Source organism: Gilliamella sp. W8136 (assembly GCF_016101285.1).
GTDB classification, from domain to species: domain Bacteria; phylum Pseudomonadota; class Gammaproteobacteria; order Enterobacterales; family Orbaceae; genus Gilliamella; species Gilliamella apicola_N.
Window position 1 is genome coordinate 75,913 of the sequence record NZ_JACFQU010000007.1, and the last position, 14,606, is coordinate 90,518.

General features: G+C 35.0%; 14 protein-coding genes and 1 tRNA gene. 12 read left to right on the plus strand and 3 right to left on the minus strand.

Annotated features, from left to right (window positions below; genetic code table 11):
• Positions 1-10: 10 nt before the first annotated feature.
• A complete protein-coding gene (lptF, locus tag H3T96_RS05820; RefSeq protein ID WP_086326855.1) occupies positions 11-1,111 on the minus strand; it encodes an LPS export ABC transporter permease LptF in 1,101 nt (366 codons plus the stop codon).
• Positions 1,112-1,249: 138 nt separating this feature from the next.
• On the opposite strand from lptF, the gene H3T96_RS05825 reads away from it, so the two are divergent.
• The 6 genes from H3T96_RS05825 to H3T96_RS05850 all read left to right on the plus strand — a co-directional run bounded on the left by H3T96_RS05825 (position 1,250) and on the right by H3T96_RS05850 (position 9,199).
• Entirely contained in the window at positions 1,250-2,731 is a 1,482-nt protein-coding gene (locus tag H3T96_RS05825) for a leucyl aminopeptidase (RefSeq protein WP_144091428.1), read from the plus strand.
• Between the two features lie 17 nt (positions 2,732-2,748).
• Positions 2,749-3,204, plus strand: coding sequence for a DNA polymerase III subunit chi (locus H3T96_RS05830; protein ID WP_086327265.1), 456 nt, complete (start codon positions 2,749-2,751; stop codon positions 3,202-3,204).
• Between the two features lie 319 nt (positions 3,205-3,523).
• Entirely contained in the window at positions 3,524-4,366 is an 843-nt protein-coding gene (locus tag H3T96_RS05835) for a Rossmann-like and DUF2520 domain-containing protein (RefSeq protein WP_144091429.1), read from the plus strand.
• Complete coding sequence (gene panB, locus H3T96_RS05840; protein WP_086327267.1) at positions 4,363-5,217, plus strand: 3-methyl-2-oxobutanoate hydroxymethyltransferase; 855 nt, start codon at positions 4,363-4,365, stop codon at positions 5,215-5,217. The genes H3T96_RS05835 and panB overlap by 4 nt, the downstream gene beginning before the upstream one ends.
• A 4-nt stretch (positions 5,218-5,221) precedes the next feature.
• The gene (gene panC, locus H3T96_RS05845) at positions 5,222-6,070 is read left to right on the plus strand and encodes a pantoate--beta-alanine ligase (RefSeq protein ID WP_144091430.1); all 849 of its coding nucleotides are present in this window, start codon (positions 5,222-5,224) and stop codon (positions 6,068-6,070) included.
• Between the two features lie 270 nt (positions 6,071-6,340).
• Positions 6,341-9,199 (plus strand): valine--tRNA ligase, encoded by a 2,859-nt coding sequence (locus H3T96_RS05850; RefSeq protein WP_144091431.1) that lies wholly within the window; start codon positions 6,341-6,343, stop codon positions 9,197-9,199.
• Positions 9,200-9,260: 61 nt separating this feature from the next.
• On the opposite strand, the gene H3T96_RS05855 is transcribed toward H3T96_RS05850, so the two are convergent.
• Positions 9,261-9,932, minus strand: coding sequence for an OmpW family protein (locus H3T96_RS05855; protein WP_039127977.1), 672 nt, complete (start codon positions 9,930-9,932; stop codon positions 9,261-9,263).
• Positions 9,933-10,201: 269 nt separating this feature from the next.
• Between H3T96_RS05855 and H3T96_RS05860 the strand changes: the two genes are divergently transcribed.
• The 6 genes from H3T96_RS05860 to H3T96_RS05885 all read left to right on the plus strand — a co-directional run bounded on the left by H3T96_RS05860 (position 10,202) and on the right by H3T96_RS05885 (position 14,046).
• A tRNA-Lys gene (locus tag H3T96_RS05860) sits at positions 10,202-10,277 on the plus strand.
• A 161-nt stretch (positions 10,278-10,438) separates the two neighbouring features.
• Positions 10,439-11,671 carry an integrase domain-containing protein gene (locus H3T96_RS05865; protein ID WP_144091432.1) on the plus strand — a complete coding sequence of 411 codons (1,233 nt, stop codon included), beginning with the start codon at positions 10,439-10,441 and terminating at the stop codon, positions 11,669-11,671.
• 453 nt (positions 11,672-12,124) lie between these two features.
• On the plus strand, positions 12,125-12,937 hold the full coding sequence (locus tag H3T96_RS05870; protein WP_144091433.1) for a hypothetical protein: 813 nt from the start codon (positions 12,125-12,127) through the stop codon (positions 12,935-12,937).
• Positions 12,938-13,041: 104 nt separating this feature from the next.
• A complete protein-coding gene (locus H3T96_RS05875) occupies positions 13,042-13,221 on the plus strand; it encodes an AlpA family transcriptional regulator (RefSeq protein ID WP_065569266.1) in 180 nt (59 codons plus the stop codon).
• A gap of 11 nt (positions 13,222-13,232) precedes the next feature.
• Complete coding sequence (locus H3T96_RS05880) at positions 13,233-13,520, plus strand: AlpA family transcriptional regulator (RefSeq protein WP_025315429.1); 288 nt, start codon at positions 13,233-13,235, stop codon at positions 13,518-13,520.
• 1 nt (position 13,521) lies between these two features.
• Positions 13,522-14,046, plus strand: coding sequence for a BRO family protein (locus tag H3T96_RS05885; RefSeq protein WP_198248614.1), 525 nt, complete (start codon positions 13,522-13,524; stop codon positions 14,044-14,046).
• 193 nt (positions 14,047-14,239) lie between these two features.
• On the opposite strand, the gene H3T96_RS15020 is transcribed toward H3T96_RS05885, so the two are convergent.
• Positions 14,240-14,410, minus strand: a complete 171-nt coding sequence (locus H3T96_RS15020; protein WP_202112419.1) for a YlcI/YnfO family protein — start codon at positions 14,408-14,410, stop codon at positions 14,240-14,242.
• Positions 14,411-14,606 lie beyond the last annotated feature (196 nt).

The following is a 14,606-nucleotide window of genomic DNA, read 5'->3' on the forward strand; positions in this document are numbered from 1 at the left end:
CTTTTCTCCTTTATGATGCAATATATTTCAAACGAAGTTTACGCATAAATAAGTTATCCCAACAATTTAAAATGATGGCAAGAATAAAATACCCTAGATTGATGATATAAAACCATAAGGCCGGATCCAAACGCCCCTTACCTGCATTAGCTTTAATTGAACTGGCTAATAAAAAATAGACCAAATAGAGCAACAATGCAGGAAGAATTTGCGCTAATCGTCCTTGTCTAGGGTTCGATACGCTAAGAGGAATAACTAAAAATGCCATGAGAGGAACAGAAATAATAAGTGTTAACCGCCAATAAAACTCGGCTTCTGCTTTTGGTGTTTTTGTTTTATATAAATCTGTTAAACCAAGTTGTTGAACATCGATTTTTTCATCACTATTTGAATCAAGTTCTTTAGGTTTAATAATACCCATATAATTATGAAAGTTTGATATACGAAAATCTTTTAGTTGCGCAGTCCCCTCGTAGCGATTGGCATCTTCAAGTGTGATAATTTGATTACCTTCTGCATCATTTCCAGTCTTCCCCTTATTGGCGATAATAATTGAAGGTCGCTGATTATTCGTAGGATTAATTTTAGCAATAAATACATTTTCCAAATTATTTTTATCGACATCACCAATATAAATCACTGAATTTCCATCTGGCGTTTGTTGAAATTGACCCGCTAACAGACCCGCTAAACTTGGATTAATTTTGGCATTTTCAACTAACTGGTCTTGCTTTAAGCTTGACCAAGGTCCAAACCAAAGACAGTTAATTGTGGTTAACGCGCAAGTGAAGATGCAAAGAAAAAAGACTACTTGATAGTTTAAATTCTTTTTCACACCACAGGCATGCATGGCTACCATCTCACTATCCGAATATAAACGTCCAAAGGTCACTAACACACCCAAAAACAAGCTTAATGGCAAAATCAAATCCGCCATATTTGATACGCCTAATACTAGCAAAGGCATGATTAAATCACGTGGAATATTTCCTTCTATAGCGCTAGATAAAATTCTAATTAACTTTTGAGAAAAGAAAATTAGCAATAATATAAATAATATTGCACCTTGTGTTTTTAATGTTTCTTTCACTAAATATCGACGAATTATCACATTTTACCTATCTTCAAGTTTTATAAATGGGACTATTATAATAGGATTTGCTTTGTTTAGTTATCTTTTTGTTGCTATCGCTAAATGAACGGATAGAATGTTACACATCATCATAAATTTCATAAAAAGAGAATATCTATGGAAATTTTAATCAAAAACAGTACTTCAATTACAAAACCAAAATCAGAATGTTTAGTTATTACCGTCAATTCAGATAAAAATCAATCAGATACAGTAAAAGAAATTGATAAAGCGACTAATGGCTTAGTCAGTCAACTGATCAAATCGGGCGATATTAGTTGCGAACTTGGTAAAACCACTTTTTTATATTCCTGTTCATCAGAATTAAAGCAAGAACTTTTGTTTGTTGGTTGTGGAAAATTGAAAGAATTTGACATCAACCAATCGAAACAAGTTATTGAGGCAGTAGCCAAAGAATTATTGGCAAAAAAAGTCAAAAGTGTGAATTGGGATTTGTTAACGGTTAAATCATCGGTCAATAGTGAAATTGTTAAGCAACTTCCACAAATTATCAATAATATGACCTATTGTTTTGATCAATTCAAATCCAAAAAGTCTCCAATTCCAGATTTGAATAAAATTACCTTAATTTTCAATGATAAAAAGCAAAGTGAATCTTTAATAAACGGTTTATTACAAGGTCAAATTATTGCTGATGCAATTAGTACCACAAAGACAATTGCCAATATGCCTTCAAATGTTTGCAACGCGCAATATTTAGCTGATCAGGCTAAGCAATTAGGCAAAAAGCACTCATCTTTAAAAGTTTCATGCTTAGGTGAAAAAGAGTTAGCTAAACTAAATATGAATGCTTATTTAGCGGTAGGTCGTGGCTCTGCAAATGAATCGATAATGACAATCATCGAATATTACGGTGCAAAAGATAAAAAAGCCCAGCCTTATGTGTTTGTGGGTAAAGGTTTAACATTCGATTCAGGTGGTATTTCAATTAAACCTTCTGCCGGTATGGATGAAATGAAATATGATATGTGCGGAGCTGCAACCGTGTATGGTGTGATGCAGGCAGTCGCTGAGCTTAAACTACCTATTAATGTCGTAGGGGTAATGGCAGGATGTGAAAATATGCCTGATGGCAATAGCTATCGACCAGGTGATATTTTGACGACTATGTCGGGAACTACGGTCGAAGTTATTAATACTGATGCGGAAGGGCGCTTAGTATTATGCGATGCTTTAACCTATGTTGAACGTTATAAACCAAAAACTGTTATTGATATTGCAACTTTAACCGGTGCATGCATTGTTGCACTAGGTCACCACTATACAGGGGTGATGGGTAACAACAAAAATTTAATCAATGAATTAGTGTTAGCATCCAATAAAGCGGGTGATAAAGCATGGGAATTACCGATTGATAATGATTTCCAAGAGCAGATTAAGTCAACTTGTGCAGACATTGTCAATGCTGGCGGTCGTGATGGCGGAACAATTACCGCAGCGTGTTTCTTATCACGGTTTACCGAAAAATATCACTGGGCGCATTTAGACATTGCGGGTACAGCTTGGCAATCAGGTGCTAAGAAAGGTGCGACAGGTCGCCCAGTTGCAATGTTGATTGAATACTTATTAACACAATAGGTTGATCATTCTTTTATATGAAAAAAGTGATTTTTTATCTTTTAGAAAACCAAAAACCGGCGAGTGAATCAGGTGTTTTATACCATGAAAAACTCGCTTGTGAAAAAATTGCTGAAATCTGGCAAGCGAATAAAAGAATCTTAGTTGCTTGCCAAGATCAACAACAAGCGGAACGTATAGATGAATACCTTTGGCAGCTCGATACCGACCATTTTGTACCACATAATTTAGCGGGTGAAGGTATGAAAGGCGGTTCGCCTGTCGAAATTTGTTGGCCACAAAAACGCAGTAATGGCAATCGGCATATATTAGTTAATCTGCAAGAGCAGTTTCCTGAATTTGCCGCAGTCTATTCTGACATTGTCGATTTTGTGCCAGTAGACGAAAGATTAAAAGAGTTGGCAAGAACAAGGTATAAATTATATAAAGAGGCTGGATTCAATTTAAAAACCATACCCGTGACTTGCGAGTGATTTTATACCATTGCGAAATAATATAAAGGCAATGGTATAAACTTTTTAGATTTGGTGATGGATCGATATTACGCAGGATTAATGCGGTGATGGCAAGCTAAAAAAATATTTTATTGGTTATAAGCAAAGCAAGTTTATTCGCTATTGGAGTCTATGGAAAAGCTCTAACATTATTTAATAGAGGTAAATTTTATTTTTGCTCAACAGAGTAATAATCGCCAATAAATTATAAATATTATTAATTTTATTAGAATTAATCTGATTGAATATCAGGCGAATTAAGCTATAATGCGATCTTTTTAAAAAAGATATAATTGTAATGATTATCGGTTTTATAGGTGCAGGTAAAGTTGGTTGTACGTTAGCAAAGTACTTTTCATTGTGTGGCTTTAGCATTGCTGGTTTTTTTAGTCGAACTTATGAACATGCACAAGAAGCGAGTGATTTTACGCAAAGCAAAGCTTATTCATCACTTGGTGATTTAGTTAACGATTGTGATTGTATCTTTGTTACTGTATCTGATAGTCAAATATCAGTTGTTTGGCAAGAACTTTGTCAATTACCTATTGCAAACAAATGGATAGGTCACTGTAGTGGTTTATTAACATCCCATATCTTTAGCCAAAATAAGATTGTTCATCCTTTCGCTTTTTCATTACATCCTTTATATGCCATTTATGATCGGTTTGGTTGTTATTCTGCCATGCCTGCTGTCTCTTTTACACTTGAAGCCAATCCTAAAGTTATTTGCCAATTACAAGCTTTGTTTACCCCTTTGAAAAATCCTTTAGCAGTCCTTTCTGCCAGTAAAAAGCCTCTTTATCATGCAGCCTGCGTCATGCTCAGTAACCAAGTCATTGCTTTAGTACAAATAGGAATAGAATTGCTGAATCAATGTGATTTAAACAGTGAATTTAGTGAACAAGCATGGCATCCGTTATTTTTAGGTAATGCCAATAATACCTGTAAACTAGGGGTGATTAATGCTTTAACTGGGCCGGTTGAGCGTGGTGATATTGATACTATCAAACAACATATAATGGCTATGCCAGACGAATTAAGACCGATATATAAACAATTATCAACTATTTTACTTAATATTAGTCGACAAAAACATCCGAATAACGATTATCGACAACTGGAATTGGAGCTGTTTTCGTGAAAAAAACTATTTTAACCTTACAACAACGCAAAGAAAATCAACAAAAAATCACTATGCTAACGGCGTATGATTATACAACTGCCAAGCTTATGGATGAAAGTGGGGTCGATTGTTTACTTGTTGGTGACTCTTTAGGAATGGTCATGCTGGGCTACGAAAGTACAGTATCGGTCACTATGGAAGATATGATTCATCATTCGAAAGCTGTGGCAAAAGCGGCTAAAACAGCTTTTGTGATTACGGATTTACCCTTTATGTCTTATCATACCTCCGCCTATGATGCTGTCTATAATGCAGGACGATTAATTCAAGAGGGTCAGGCGCAAGCTGTAAAACTTGAAGGAGGGCTAGCGTTTTGTGAACACATTAAAATGATTACCCAAGCATCGATTCCTGTTATTGCTCATATCGGTTTAATGCCGCAATCTGTTTTAGCTTTAGGTGGTTATAAAGTTCAAGGTAAAGATTATCAAAACGCAAAAAATATTGTGCTCGACGCTTTAGCCGTTGAACAAGCTGGCGCGGCTGCCATTTTATTAGAATGCGTCCCTGCCAAACTGGCTAAATTTATTACTGAGCTTGTCAATATTCCAACTATAGGTATTGGAGCGGGTGCTGGATGTGATGGACAAGTGTTGGTTTATCAAGACATGCTGTCAATGTATGATGGCATATCTTCAAAATTTGTTAAATCCTTTGCACCCATCGGGGAACAAATGAAAAAGGCGTTTGGTGATTATTGCCAAGAAGTCAAACAACAACAATACCCTGCATCGATTCATGAATTTGCAATGGATGATGAAATTATTCAAAATCTGAAAAGTGAATTTTTGAATAGCAAAAAAGGATAAAATAATGAAAGTTGTAACAACGATTAAAGAGGTGCGTGAGCATGTCCACGCTTGGCGACAGGCGGGTAATAGCATAGGTTTAGTGCCGACAATGGGATTTTTACATGAAGGTCATCAAAGCTTAATGCAAGCTGCTAAACAAGATAATCAAAAAGTTATTGTGACTATCTTTGTCAATCCTATTCAATTTGGTCCTTCAGAAGATCTTGCCAGTTATCCACGAGATTTAGAACGCGATAAATTCGCCTGCGAACAGATGGGTGTCGATCTGATTTTCTGCCCAGACGTCAGTGAAATGTATTCCCCTAATTTTAATAGTTATGTTGATGTAAATGGATTAACAGAAGCTTTATGTGGCAAAAGACGTCCAGGCCATTTTAAAGGCGTTTGTACGGTCGTGACCAAATTATTTAATATTGCTCAACCGGATCGAGCTTACTTTGGACAAAAAGATGCCCAACAATTAGCAGTAATTAAACGTATGGTAACGGATCTGAATGTTAATATTGAAATTATCGGTTGTCCTATTGTACGTGAATCAGATGGACTGGCTAAAAGTTCCCGCAATAGTTATTTATCTGAAAGTGAACGAGCTGCTGCGGTTTGTCTTTACCAAGCAATTGAATGTGCAAAAGCTATGATCAATAAAGGTGAAAAATCAGTGAGTGTGATTACCCAAACCATGCAAGAGTTGATCAGTAAACAACCTTTGGCAAAGATTGATTATATTGAGTTTGTCGATTTAGCTACATTAAAATCGATTGATTTACTTGCACAAGACAGTTTATGTGCTTTAGCGGTTTATATTGGTAAAACACGGTTAATCGATAATTTTATTTATCAACAGGATTAATTTAACTATAAATTCAAACGGATTAAAGCCAAATTAAAAAGCCTGACTCCGGTTTAATATCGAAATCAGGCCTTACAAGCCGCTTAATAAAAGTGTCCAACTATATGGGGGTACTTCAATAAGTGGTTTTTTATATCAATTATCAATCTGATAAAGTTTTAATCATATATTAAATCAACGAGTTTATTACTCTGCTAATTTATTGTTTGGTTATTTTACTGTAGAATATAAGGCATTTTTATGCCTTGAATTAGGATTTATTCATCAATTATGAAAAATACGACTTATAATCCACAAGAAATTGAACAACCTATCTATAAACATTGGGAAGAAAGCGGTTATTTCAAACCCAATGGCGACAAATCTCAACCAAGTTACTGCATTGCCATTCCACCTCCGAATGTAACAGGTAGTTTACATATGGGGCATGCATTTCAACAAACCATCATGGATGCATTGATTCGTTATCATCGTATGCAGGGTAACAATACCCTTTGGCAATCGGGTACGGATCATGCTGGTATTGCTACTCAAATGGTTGTTGAACGTAAAATTGCCGCTGAGGAAAACAAAACACGTCATGATTACGGTCGTGAAGCATTTATTGATAAAATTTGGCAATGGAAAGCAGAGTCAGGCGGTAGTATTACTAAACAAATGCGTCGACTAGGTGATTCTGTTGATTGGGATCGTGAACGATTTACCATGGACGAAGGTCTATCCAATGCCGTAAAAGAAGTATTTGTAAGATTATATCAAGAAGATTTGATTTATCGTGGTAAACGTCTAGTAAACTGGGATCCTAAACTTCGTACCGCCATATCGGATCTTGAAGTCGAAAACCGAGAAGTTAAAGGCTCAATGTGGTATTTACGCTATCCACTTGCTGATGGCGCTAAAACAGCAGAAGGCAAAGATTATTTAGTTGTTGCCACAACTCGACCAGAAACACTTTTAGGCGATACGGGGGTTGCAGTTAATCCAGAGGATCCGCGTTATAAAGATTTAGTTGGTAAATATGTCATATTACCATTTGTAAATCGTCGTATTCCGATTGTTGGTGATGAACATGCCGATATGACTAAAGGGACTGGTTGCGTAAAAATCACTCCTGCCCATGATTTTAATGACTACGAAGTAGGGCGTCGTCATCAATTACCGATGATCAATATTTTTACTTTTGATGGTGATATTCGTACACAAGCTGAAGTATTTGATACCAATGGCGAAGCATGCACTCTTTATGCAACAGAAATTCCAGCAGAATTCCAAAATTTAGAACGCTTTGCTGCGCGTAAAGCCATTGTTGCTCAATGTGAAGCATTAGATATACTCGAAAAAATTGAGCCACATGATCTTACGATTCCTTATGGCGATCGTGGTGGAGTGGTTATTGAACCTATGTTGACTGACCAATGGTATGTTCGTGCCAAAGTACTTGCTGAACCCGCTATTGATGCAGTAAAAAATGGTGACATCCAATTTGTACCAAAACAGTACGAAAATATGTATTTTTCTTGGATGAATGACATTCAAGATTGGTGCATTTCTCGTCAATTATGGTGGGGGCACCGAATCCCTGCTTGGTATGATAACCAAGGTAATGTTTATGTAGGACGTAACGAAGCAGAAGTTCGACGCGAAAATAACCTAGCTGACGACATTGAATTATCACAAGATGAAGATGTACTTGATACTTGGTTCTCATCTGCGCTATGGACATTTTCAACCTTAGGTTGGCCAGAAAATACTGATGATTTAGCGACTTTTCACCCAACTAATGTATTAGTAACGGGGTTTGATATTATTTTCTTCTGGGTAGCCAGAATGATTATGATGACAATGCACTTCATCAAAGATGAGCATGGTAAACCACAAGTCCCATTTAAAACTGTATATGTTACAGGGTTAATTCGTGATGAAGAAGGGCAAAAAATGTCTAAATCTAAAGGTAACGTAATTGATCCTTTGGATATGATTGATGGTATATCATTAGCTGATTTGTTAAAAAAACGTACTGGCAATATGATGCAACCACAGTTGGCTGAAAAAATTGCTAAACGGACTGAAAAGCAATTTCCTAATGGTATTGAAGCCCACGGTACGGATGCACTACGCTTTACTTTAGCAGCACTGGCTTCAACTGGGCGTGATATTAACTGGGATTTAAAACGCTTAGAAGGTTATCGTAACTTCTGTAACAAATTATGGAATGCAAGCCGTTACGTATTAATGAATACTGAAGAACATGATTGTGGTTTTAAAGGCGGGGATTTAGATTATTCACTATCAGACAAATGGATCTTAGCAGAATTTAACCAAACCGTTAAAGCCTATCGTGAAGCATTTGACACTTATCGCTTCGATTTAGCTGCTAATATTTTATATGAGTTTACTTGGAATCAATTCTGTGACTGGTATTTAGAACTTACTAAGTCAGTATTAGCTAATGGTGAACAATCTGCACAACGTGCTGCTCGGCATACGTTGGTGACCGTTCTGGAAGCGTTATTGCGTCTTGCACATCCAATTATTCCGTTTATCACAGAAGCAATTTGGCAAAATGTGAAAGGGCTAATGCATATTAAAGCTGACACAATTATGCTACAACCAATGCCAGCATTTGATGAAAAATATATTAATGAAGAAGCGGTTGCTGATATTAATTGGATTAAAGATGCTGTTGTTGCTGTACGTAACATCCGTGCAGAAATGAACATTGCACCGAGTAAGCCATTACAATTATTGATTCGCCAAGCTTCACCGACAGTTCATCGTGTTGTAAGTGATAATATTACTTTTATTAAAACTTTGGCTAAACTTTCTGAAATTGTCTTGCTTGATGAAGGTGAAAATGGTCCGTTGTCTGTAACTAAATTGGTTGATGGGGCAGAGCTACTTATACCAATGGCGGGATTAATAAATAAAGAAGATGAATTAGCTCGTCTTGAAAAAGAGATTGCTCGCATTGAGGGAGAAATAGCCCGCATTGCAAATAAATTATCAAACGCTAGTTTTGTTGACAAAGCACCTGCTGCGGTGGTTGCTAAAGAAAAAGAAAAACAGCAAGGTTACATTGATGATAAAGCCAAACTGCAAGAGCAGTATGTAGCAATCAAGAATCTATAATCTTGATATATAAAATCTCTCGTTAATTCGATTAACGAGAGATTTTTTATTTAGCAAAAGCTTAAAATTTATAGCCTACACCAATCATTGCAACCCATGGGTCTAATTTATATTTAGCCGTTACTTTAGTATTTCCTAAATGCGTAGTTGCTTTAGTTTCAATATCAATATAACGTACTTGTGCATTAATGAGCCAATTTTCATTAATAGAATAGTCTGCCCCAATTTGTGCCGCTAAGCCCCAAGAACTATCAAGGTCTAAACCATGAAATCCTGCTTTTTTAGCTTCTCCACTGAGTTTTTCATCAAAGAAGAAAGTATAGTTTACCCCAACACCCACATACGGTTGAAATTCAAATTGCGAATCAAGAGGGTACCAAACAGCACTTAATGTAGGTGGTAAATGTTTAATTTTACCAAGGTGAGCGCCAGCCAATCCCGTTGAATTACCACCGCCAAGTTTAACTTGATGGCTAAATGGTGTTGCTCCTAACAGTTCAATACCGATATTATCCGTAATCATATATTGAAAATTTAAACCAAGTTGAGTGTCATTATCGGCTTTAGCTTTTAAATCACTTTTTGCCCCACCCACTTTCACATGATCACTTTTATCTTTTGGATGAACATAAACAGGTCCACCACGGACTATGATTTCATTCGCTTGATGTGCATAAGCCATTGAACTTGCTAATCCCATTGAAATGAGCATTGCAACAGATGATATTTTCATTTCTTGTCTCCTAATACTATCTTATAAGCTATAATTTAAGGATTATTGAATTAGGCGTTTAATTAATTTTATTAACTAATTGTCAATTCATACTGTTATTTATGTCATATTAAGTTAATTAAAGAATCGGTTGGATAATAATAAATTCTTTAATTTTATGATAATATCACATTTAATTTGATAAATCTGAGATTTAGCTCAAAATTTATGTAAAATCTATGGCTTGCATTAATCTTAAAGGTTAGATATAATAGAAAGAATAATTTAGTGGGTTGTTAGCTCAGTCGGTAGAGCAGTTGACTCTTAATCAATTGGTCGCGGGTTCGAACCCCTCACAACCCACCATTCATTAATCCATCCAAATTCAAAAACGTTCAAAAAACCTTTATATAACAAGCTTTCTAACTAATTTACTGTTTATCTAAGTTCAAGAAGATTTAGCGAAATTCAAACTTTTATGTTATATATTATGTTATACGCTCAAATATAACTTAAATTCGTATAACATGGCAAAGATTATAAAACCTCTAAATGATACTCAAATCAAGTCAGCCAAGCCAAAGGAAAAGGATTTTACTTTATCAGATGGCAATGGTTTATATTTATTAATTAAGTCTAATGGTTCTAAAATTTGGCGATTTAATTATATTAGTCCTGATTCAAAAAAACGCACATTAGTTAGCTTTGGAAGCTATCCAGAAATCACATTATTTAACGCAAGACAAAAAAGAGATGAATATCGTTCTTTAGTATCTCAAGGAGTAGATCCACTACAGCATAAACAATCTATACAAAACCAATCAAAAAAAGAGAAAGATAATACATTTTATAAAGTGGCTGAAAGATGGCTTGAGCAACAGAACTCAAGAGATATCACTAGTGGAACAATTAGGCGAATAAAAAATTCATTTGTTAATTATATTTATCCTAGCCTTGGCGATATACCCATCTCACAGCTAAAAGCAAAAGATTTTATTGAAGCTTTAAAACCTCTTGAATGTGCCGGTAAACTAGATACAGTTAAGAGGATATCACAACGAATTAATAGAGTAATGACTTATGCTGTTAACAATGATCTGATTGAATATAATCCAGCTGGTAAAATAGGAGCTGTGTTTAAAGTTGCCCATAAGCAAAATATGCCCTCTTTACCACCTTCAGAGTTACCAAGAATAATGAAAGCTATTTCTTTGGCTAGTATTGAATTGCAAACAAGATGCTTAATTGAGTGGCAACTACTTACAATAACAAGACCAATTGAGGCAGTATCTGCATTATGGAGTGAAATAGACCTAAAAAATGAATTATGGACGATACCAGCAGACAAAATGAAAATGAGAAGAGATCATACTATCCCACTAAATAAACAGGCGATAAGGATAATTGAGATTATGAAGCCTATTAGCGGTCATAGTGAATATGTTTTCCCAACATTGAAAGCACCTTTCAATAAACATATGAATAAAGAAACAGTCAATACAGCATTAAAACGAATGGGCTTTAAAGGTGAGTTAGTTGCTCATGGCTTTAGATCATTAGCATCTACAGCATTAAATGAACATGGCTTTGATTATGATTTAATTGAAGTCTCGCTTGCTCACGTCGATAGGAATGCAGTAAGAGCAATTTACAACAGAGCAACCTATTTAGATAAACGCCGTGACATGATGCAATGGTGGGGTGACTTTGTAGAACAGGCAAGCCAAGGAAATGTATCACTGTCAGCAGCTCAAAAATGAGCCTCTTGATTTTATTCATAGAACCAGATTTAAGCCAGTCAATTAGACTGGTTTTTTATTACCTATTATTTAATAAATACTTTATATATATATTTTAATAACACTAACAACACTAATAACATAATATAATTGATTTATATATATTTTTTTAAGTGTTATTAAAAGAAAGTAATAACATATATAACATTAAAACATATCATTAGGTCGGATTTCAAATCCGTGCTGATTATCAAAGTAATCATTCCAAAAGCAAACCATTCCTTTGGCTAGCTAAATACCACTATTTAGTGGGATTTAGGTTAATGTTTTTTTATACAGTAATGATATAATAATGCTCAATAATGTTTAAGTAATTAAATTAGTTACGCCTAGGGTAGCTCCCGAAAGTTCGAAACCCTAACGGACTGGCGTAACTTCTTTATTAGATTAGGGTGATCGTGTTTGAGGGAAACAATGTCTTTATTACCTAAAAGACCATATATAAATTTAGAACGTGCATGTAATGAATTAGGTTGTACAACTGATGACCTGGTTGATTGTTGGTTATCAGAGCAAATTAATTTTTATTATATACTTCAAGGTGAAAAAATAGTTATTAATTATCAATGTGATTATGGTGGTTTAGGAAACAAGTTTTTCCAATATGGAACACATTTTTACAATGATGATATCACTCAATTGTACAGCGTTAGAGTTCAGGGAAAAGATAATTATATCAGCGTTAAAGGAAAAGGATATGGTGCTTTTATTATTAGTCCTATGAAATCAACTAGGTTTGTTCATGAAACTGTTTATTTAATATCTCCTGATTTTGTTAATGAGAGAAAAAGAAATGGATTAATAACAGCAGGATACTGCCATTTATACCACCCCAAAACAAAAGATATTGTTATTATTGATGATGCATGTTCAATTTATGGATTAAAAGTTCATTTAAATAACTTATTTGTTATGCGTGAAGATATTGATAGATTTATTGCACCATTAGGATGCGATCTACCCAATGATCAAAGATATTGGATTAATGTTGCTATATATACTCAGAATCATTATTTACAACAAAATATCCACATTCCTAAATCAAAACTTGCATCTAAGATAGCTAATATTTCAGGTAAAGCCTATAGCACAGTAATGAAAGATTGGTTTAAAGATACTAACATAAAGACAGTAGAAGAGCTAAAAGGTACAAATAAACACGGGAATAAACCAGTAGATGATTTTGATTTATTTAACCCAGAAACAGGTGTAAAACTTAGCTTTTAGTAGGGGGTGGGAAATCCTACCTATCCCCACCACTGAAAACAAACTTCCATAAACGACATAATTACCTCATTAGTTAAACACAAATGAAATTAATGAGGTAAACAATGCAATTAAACACTCCAAAATACTATTCCCTTGATGAATTAGCATTAATTTTAGGCTGTGCTAAGAACACATTACGTTACGATCCAAATTTCCCCAAAGGTATTAAAGTTGGCAAGCGTCGAGTAGTTTACGATATGGCCGAAGTTAAAACCTATTTAGAAAGCAACCGAGTACAGTAAGGGGGCTTTCAATGTCATATTCAATCACTCCAGAACAACACAAAGCCATTAGGGATAAATACGGTATCCAATATGATCGCCTTGTTCGTGAAAATGAGAGATACAAAATTACTAGTATCGCCCGTTCAACAGCATGGCAACTTGAGAAAGACGGTAAATATCCATTAAGAAAATCATTAGGTGCTAACTCATGCGGTTGGTCATTAGTGGAATTACTTCACTGGATCGACAATCCGCCAACAGTTGAAAAGATAAATCAACCGACTAAACGCCGAGGGTTTGCTAATGGGAGCTATTAAGATGATAGTTAAACAAGATGAATTAAGCATCATAAAATTTGATGGCATCAAAGTACGAATTATTACTTATTTGGGTGAACCGTGGTTTATTGCTAACGATGTGTGTTTGGCGTTAGAGCATAGCAATCCAACCAAAGCAATTAAATCATTAAATAGCCTTGAATTAATGACCCTAACTTTAAGTTATAGTCATTCAGGCAAAAGAGGCGGGGCAAGAAAATTGTTAGCTGTATCTGAATCAGGATTTTACAAGTTGATCGCTAGAAGCAGAAAAGCAATTCAACAAGGAACATTTGCTTATCGATTTAGTAACTGGGTATTTGGTGAAGTTATTCCAGCAATTCGCAAAACTGGTGCTTATGGTGTGCCTTGGGCTTTCTTGAATGATCATGCTAAACGTGAAAAAGAATATCTTATTGAATCAAGCAAAAGAGGACGTAATTTAGAAGCTTGTAAAAAATGGAAAGCTAATTTGATAGCAGAAGAGCAAGCACTATGGAAAAAATATCAACCAGAATTGATTTAATAAAAAAGGCAACTTGTCACAGTTGCCCATATTCAATCACTAAAATCAACTAATTAAGGTAGTATCAAATGTCAATAGAACTAATTAAAAGCATTGAACTTGTGCCAAAGCGTAACGCGTTTAAAGCACGTTCTTATAATAACGCAGAGTTAAAAAAATGGGTAGATTTAGGAAGTGTTCGAGAGCATTTTAATTATTCGGAGCGTTTACGTTTACGACGTTTTATTTCATTCTTAACTGAATTAATGACAAATTGTGATGTATTTTCGTCTTCATTTTTGACGAGTTCCATTTCTGCGATTACTTCATGTGGAAAACGAATATCAACACGTTTTGATTTATTGTTATGTTTACCTGTAGCCATATTTTATAAATTGTCCAGTTGTTTGTACCGACAGTATATAACAAAAAAAAGCAATAAAAAAGGCTTGACTTGTCGTGACACCATAATTTATATTGTCGTTACACCTTTTAATTGTATAGGTGCAAAAATAACAATAGCTCATCGAGGTGCGAACTCTTTGAGCTATCTAACCACAATAACATTAACAGAGGTAATG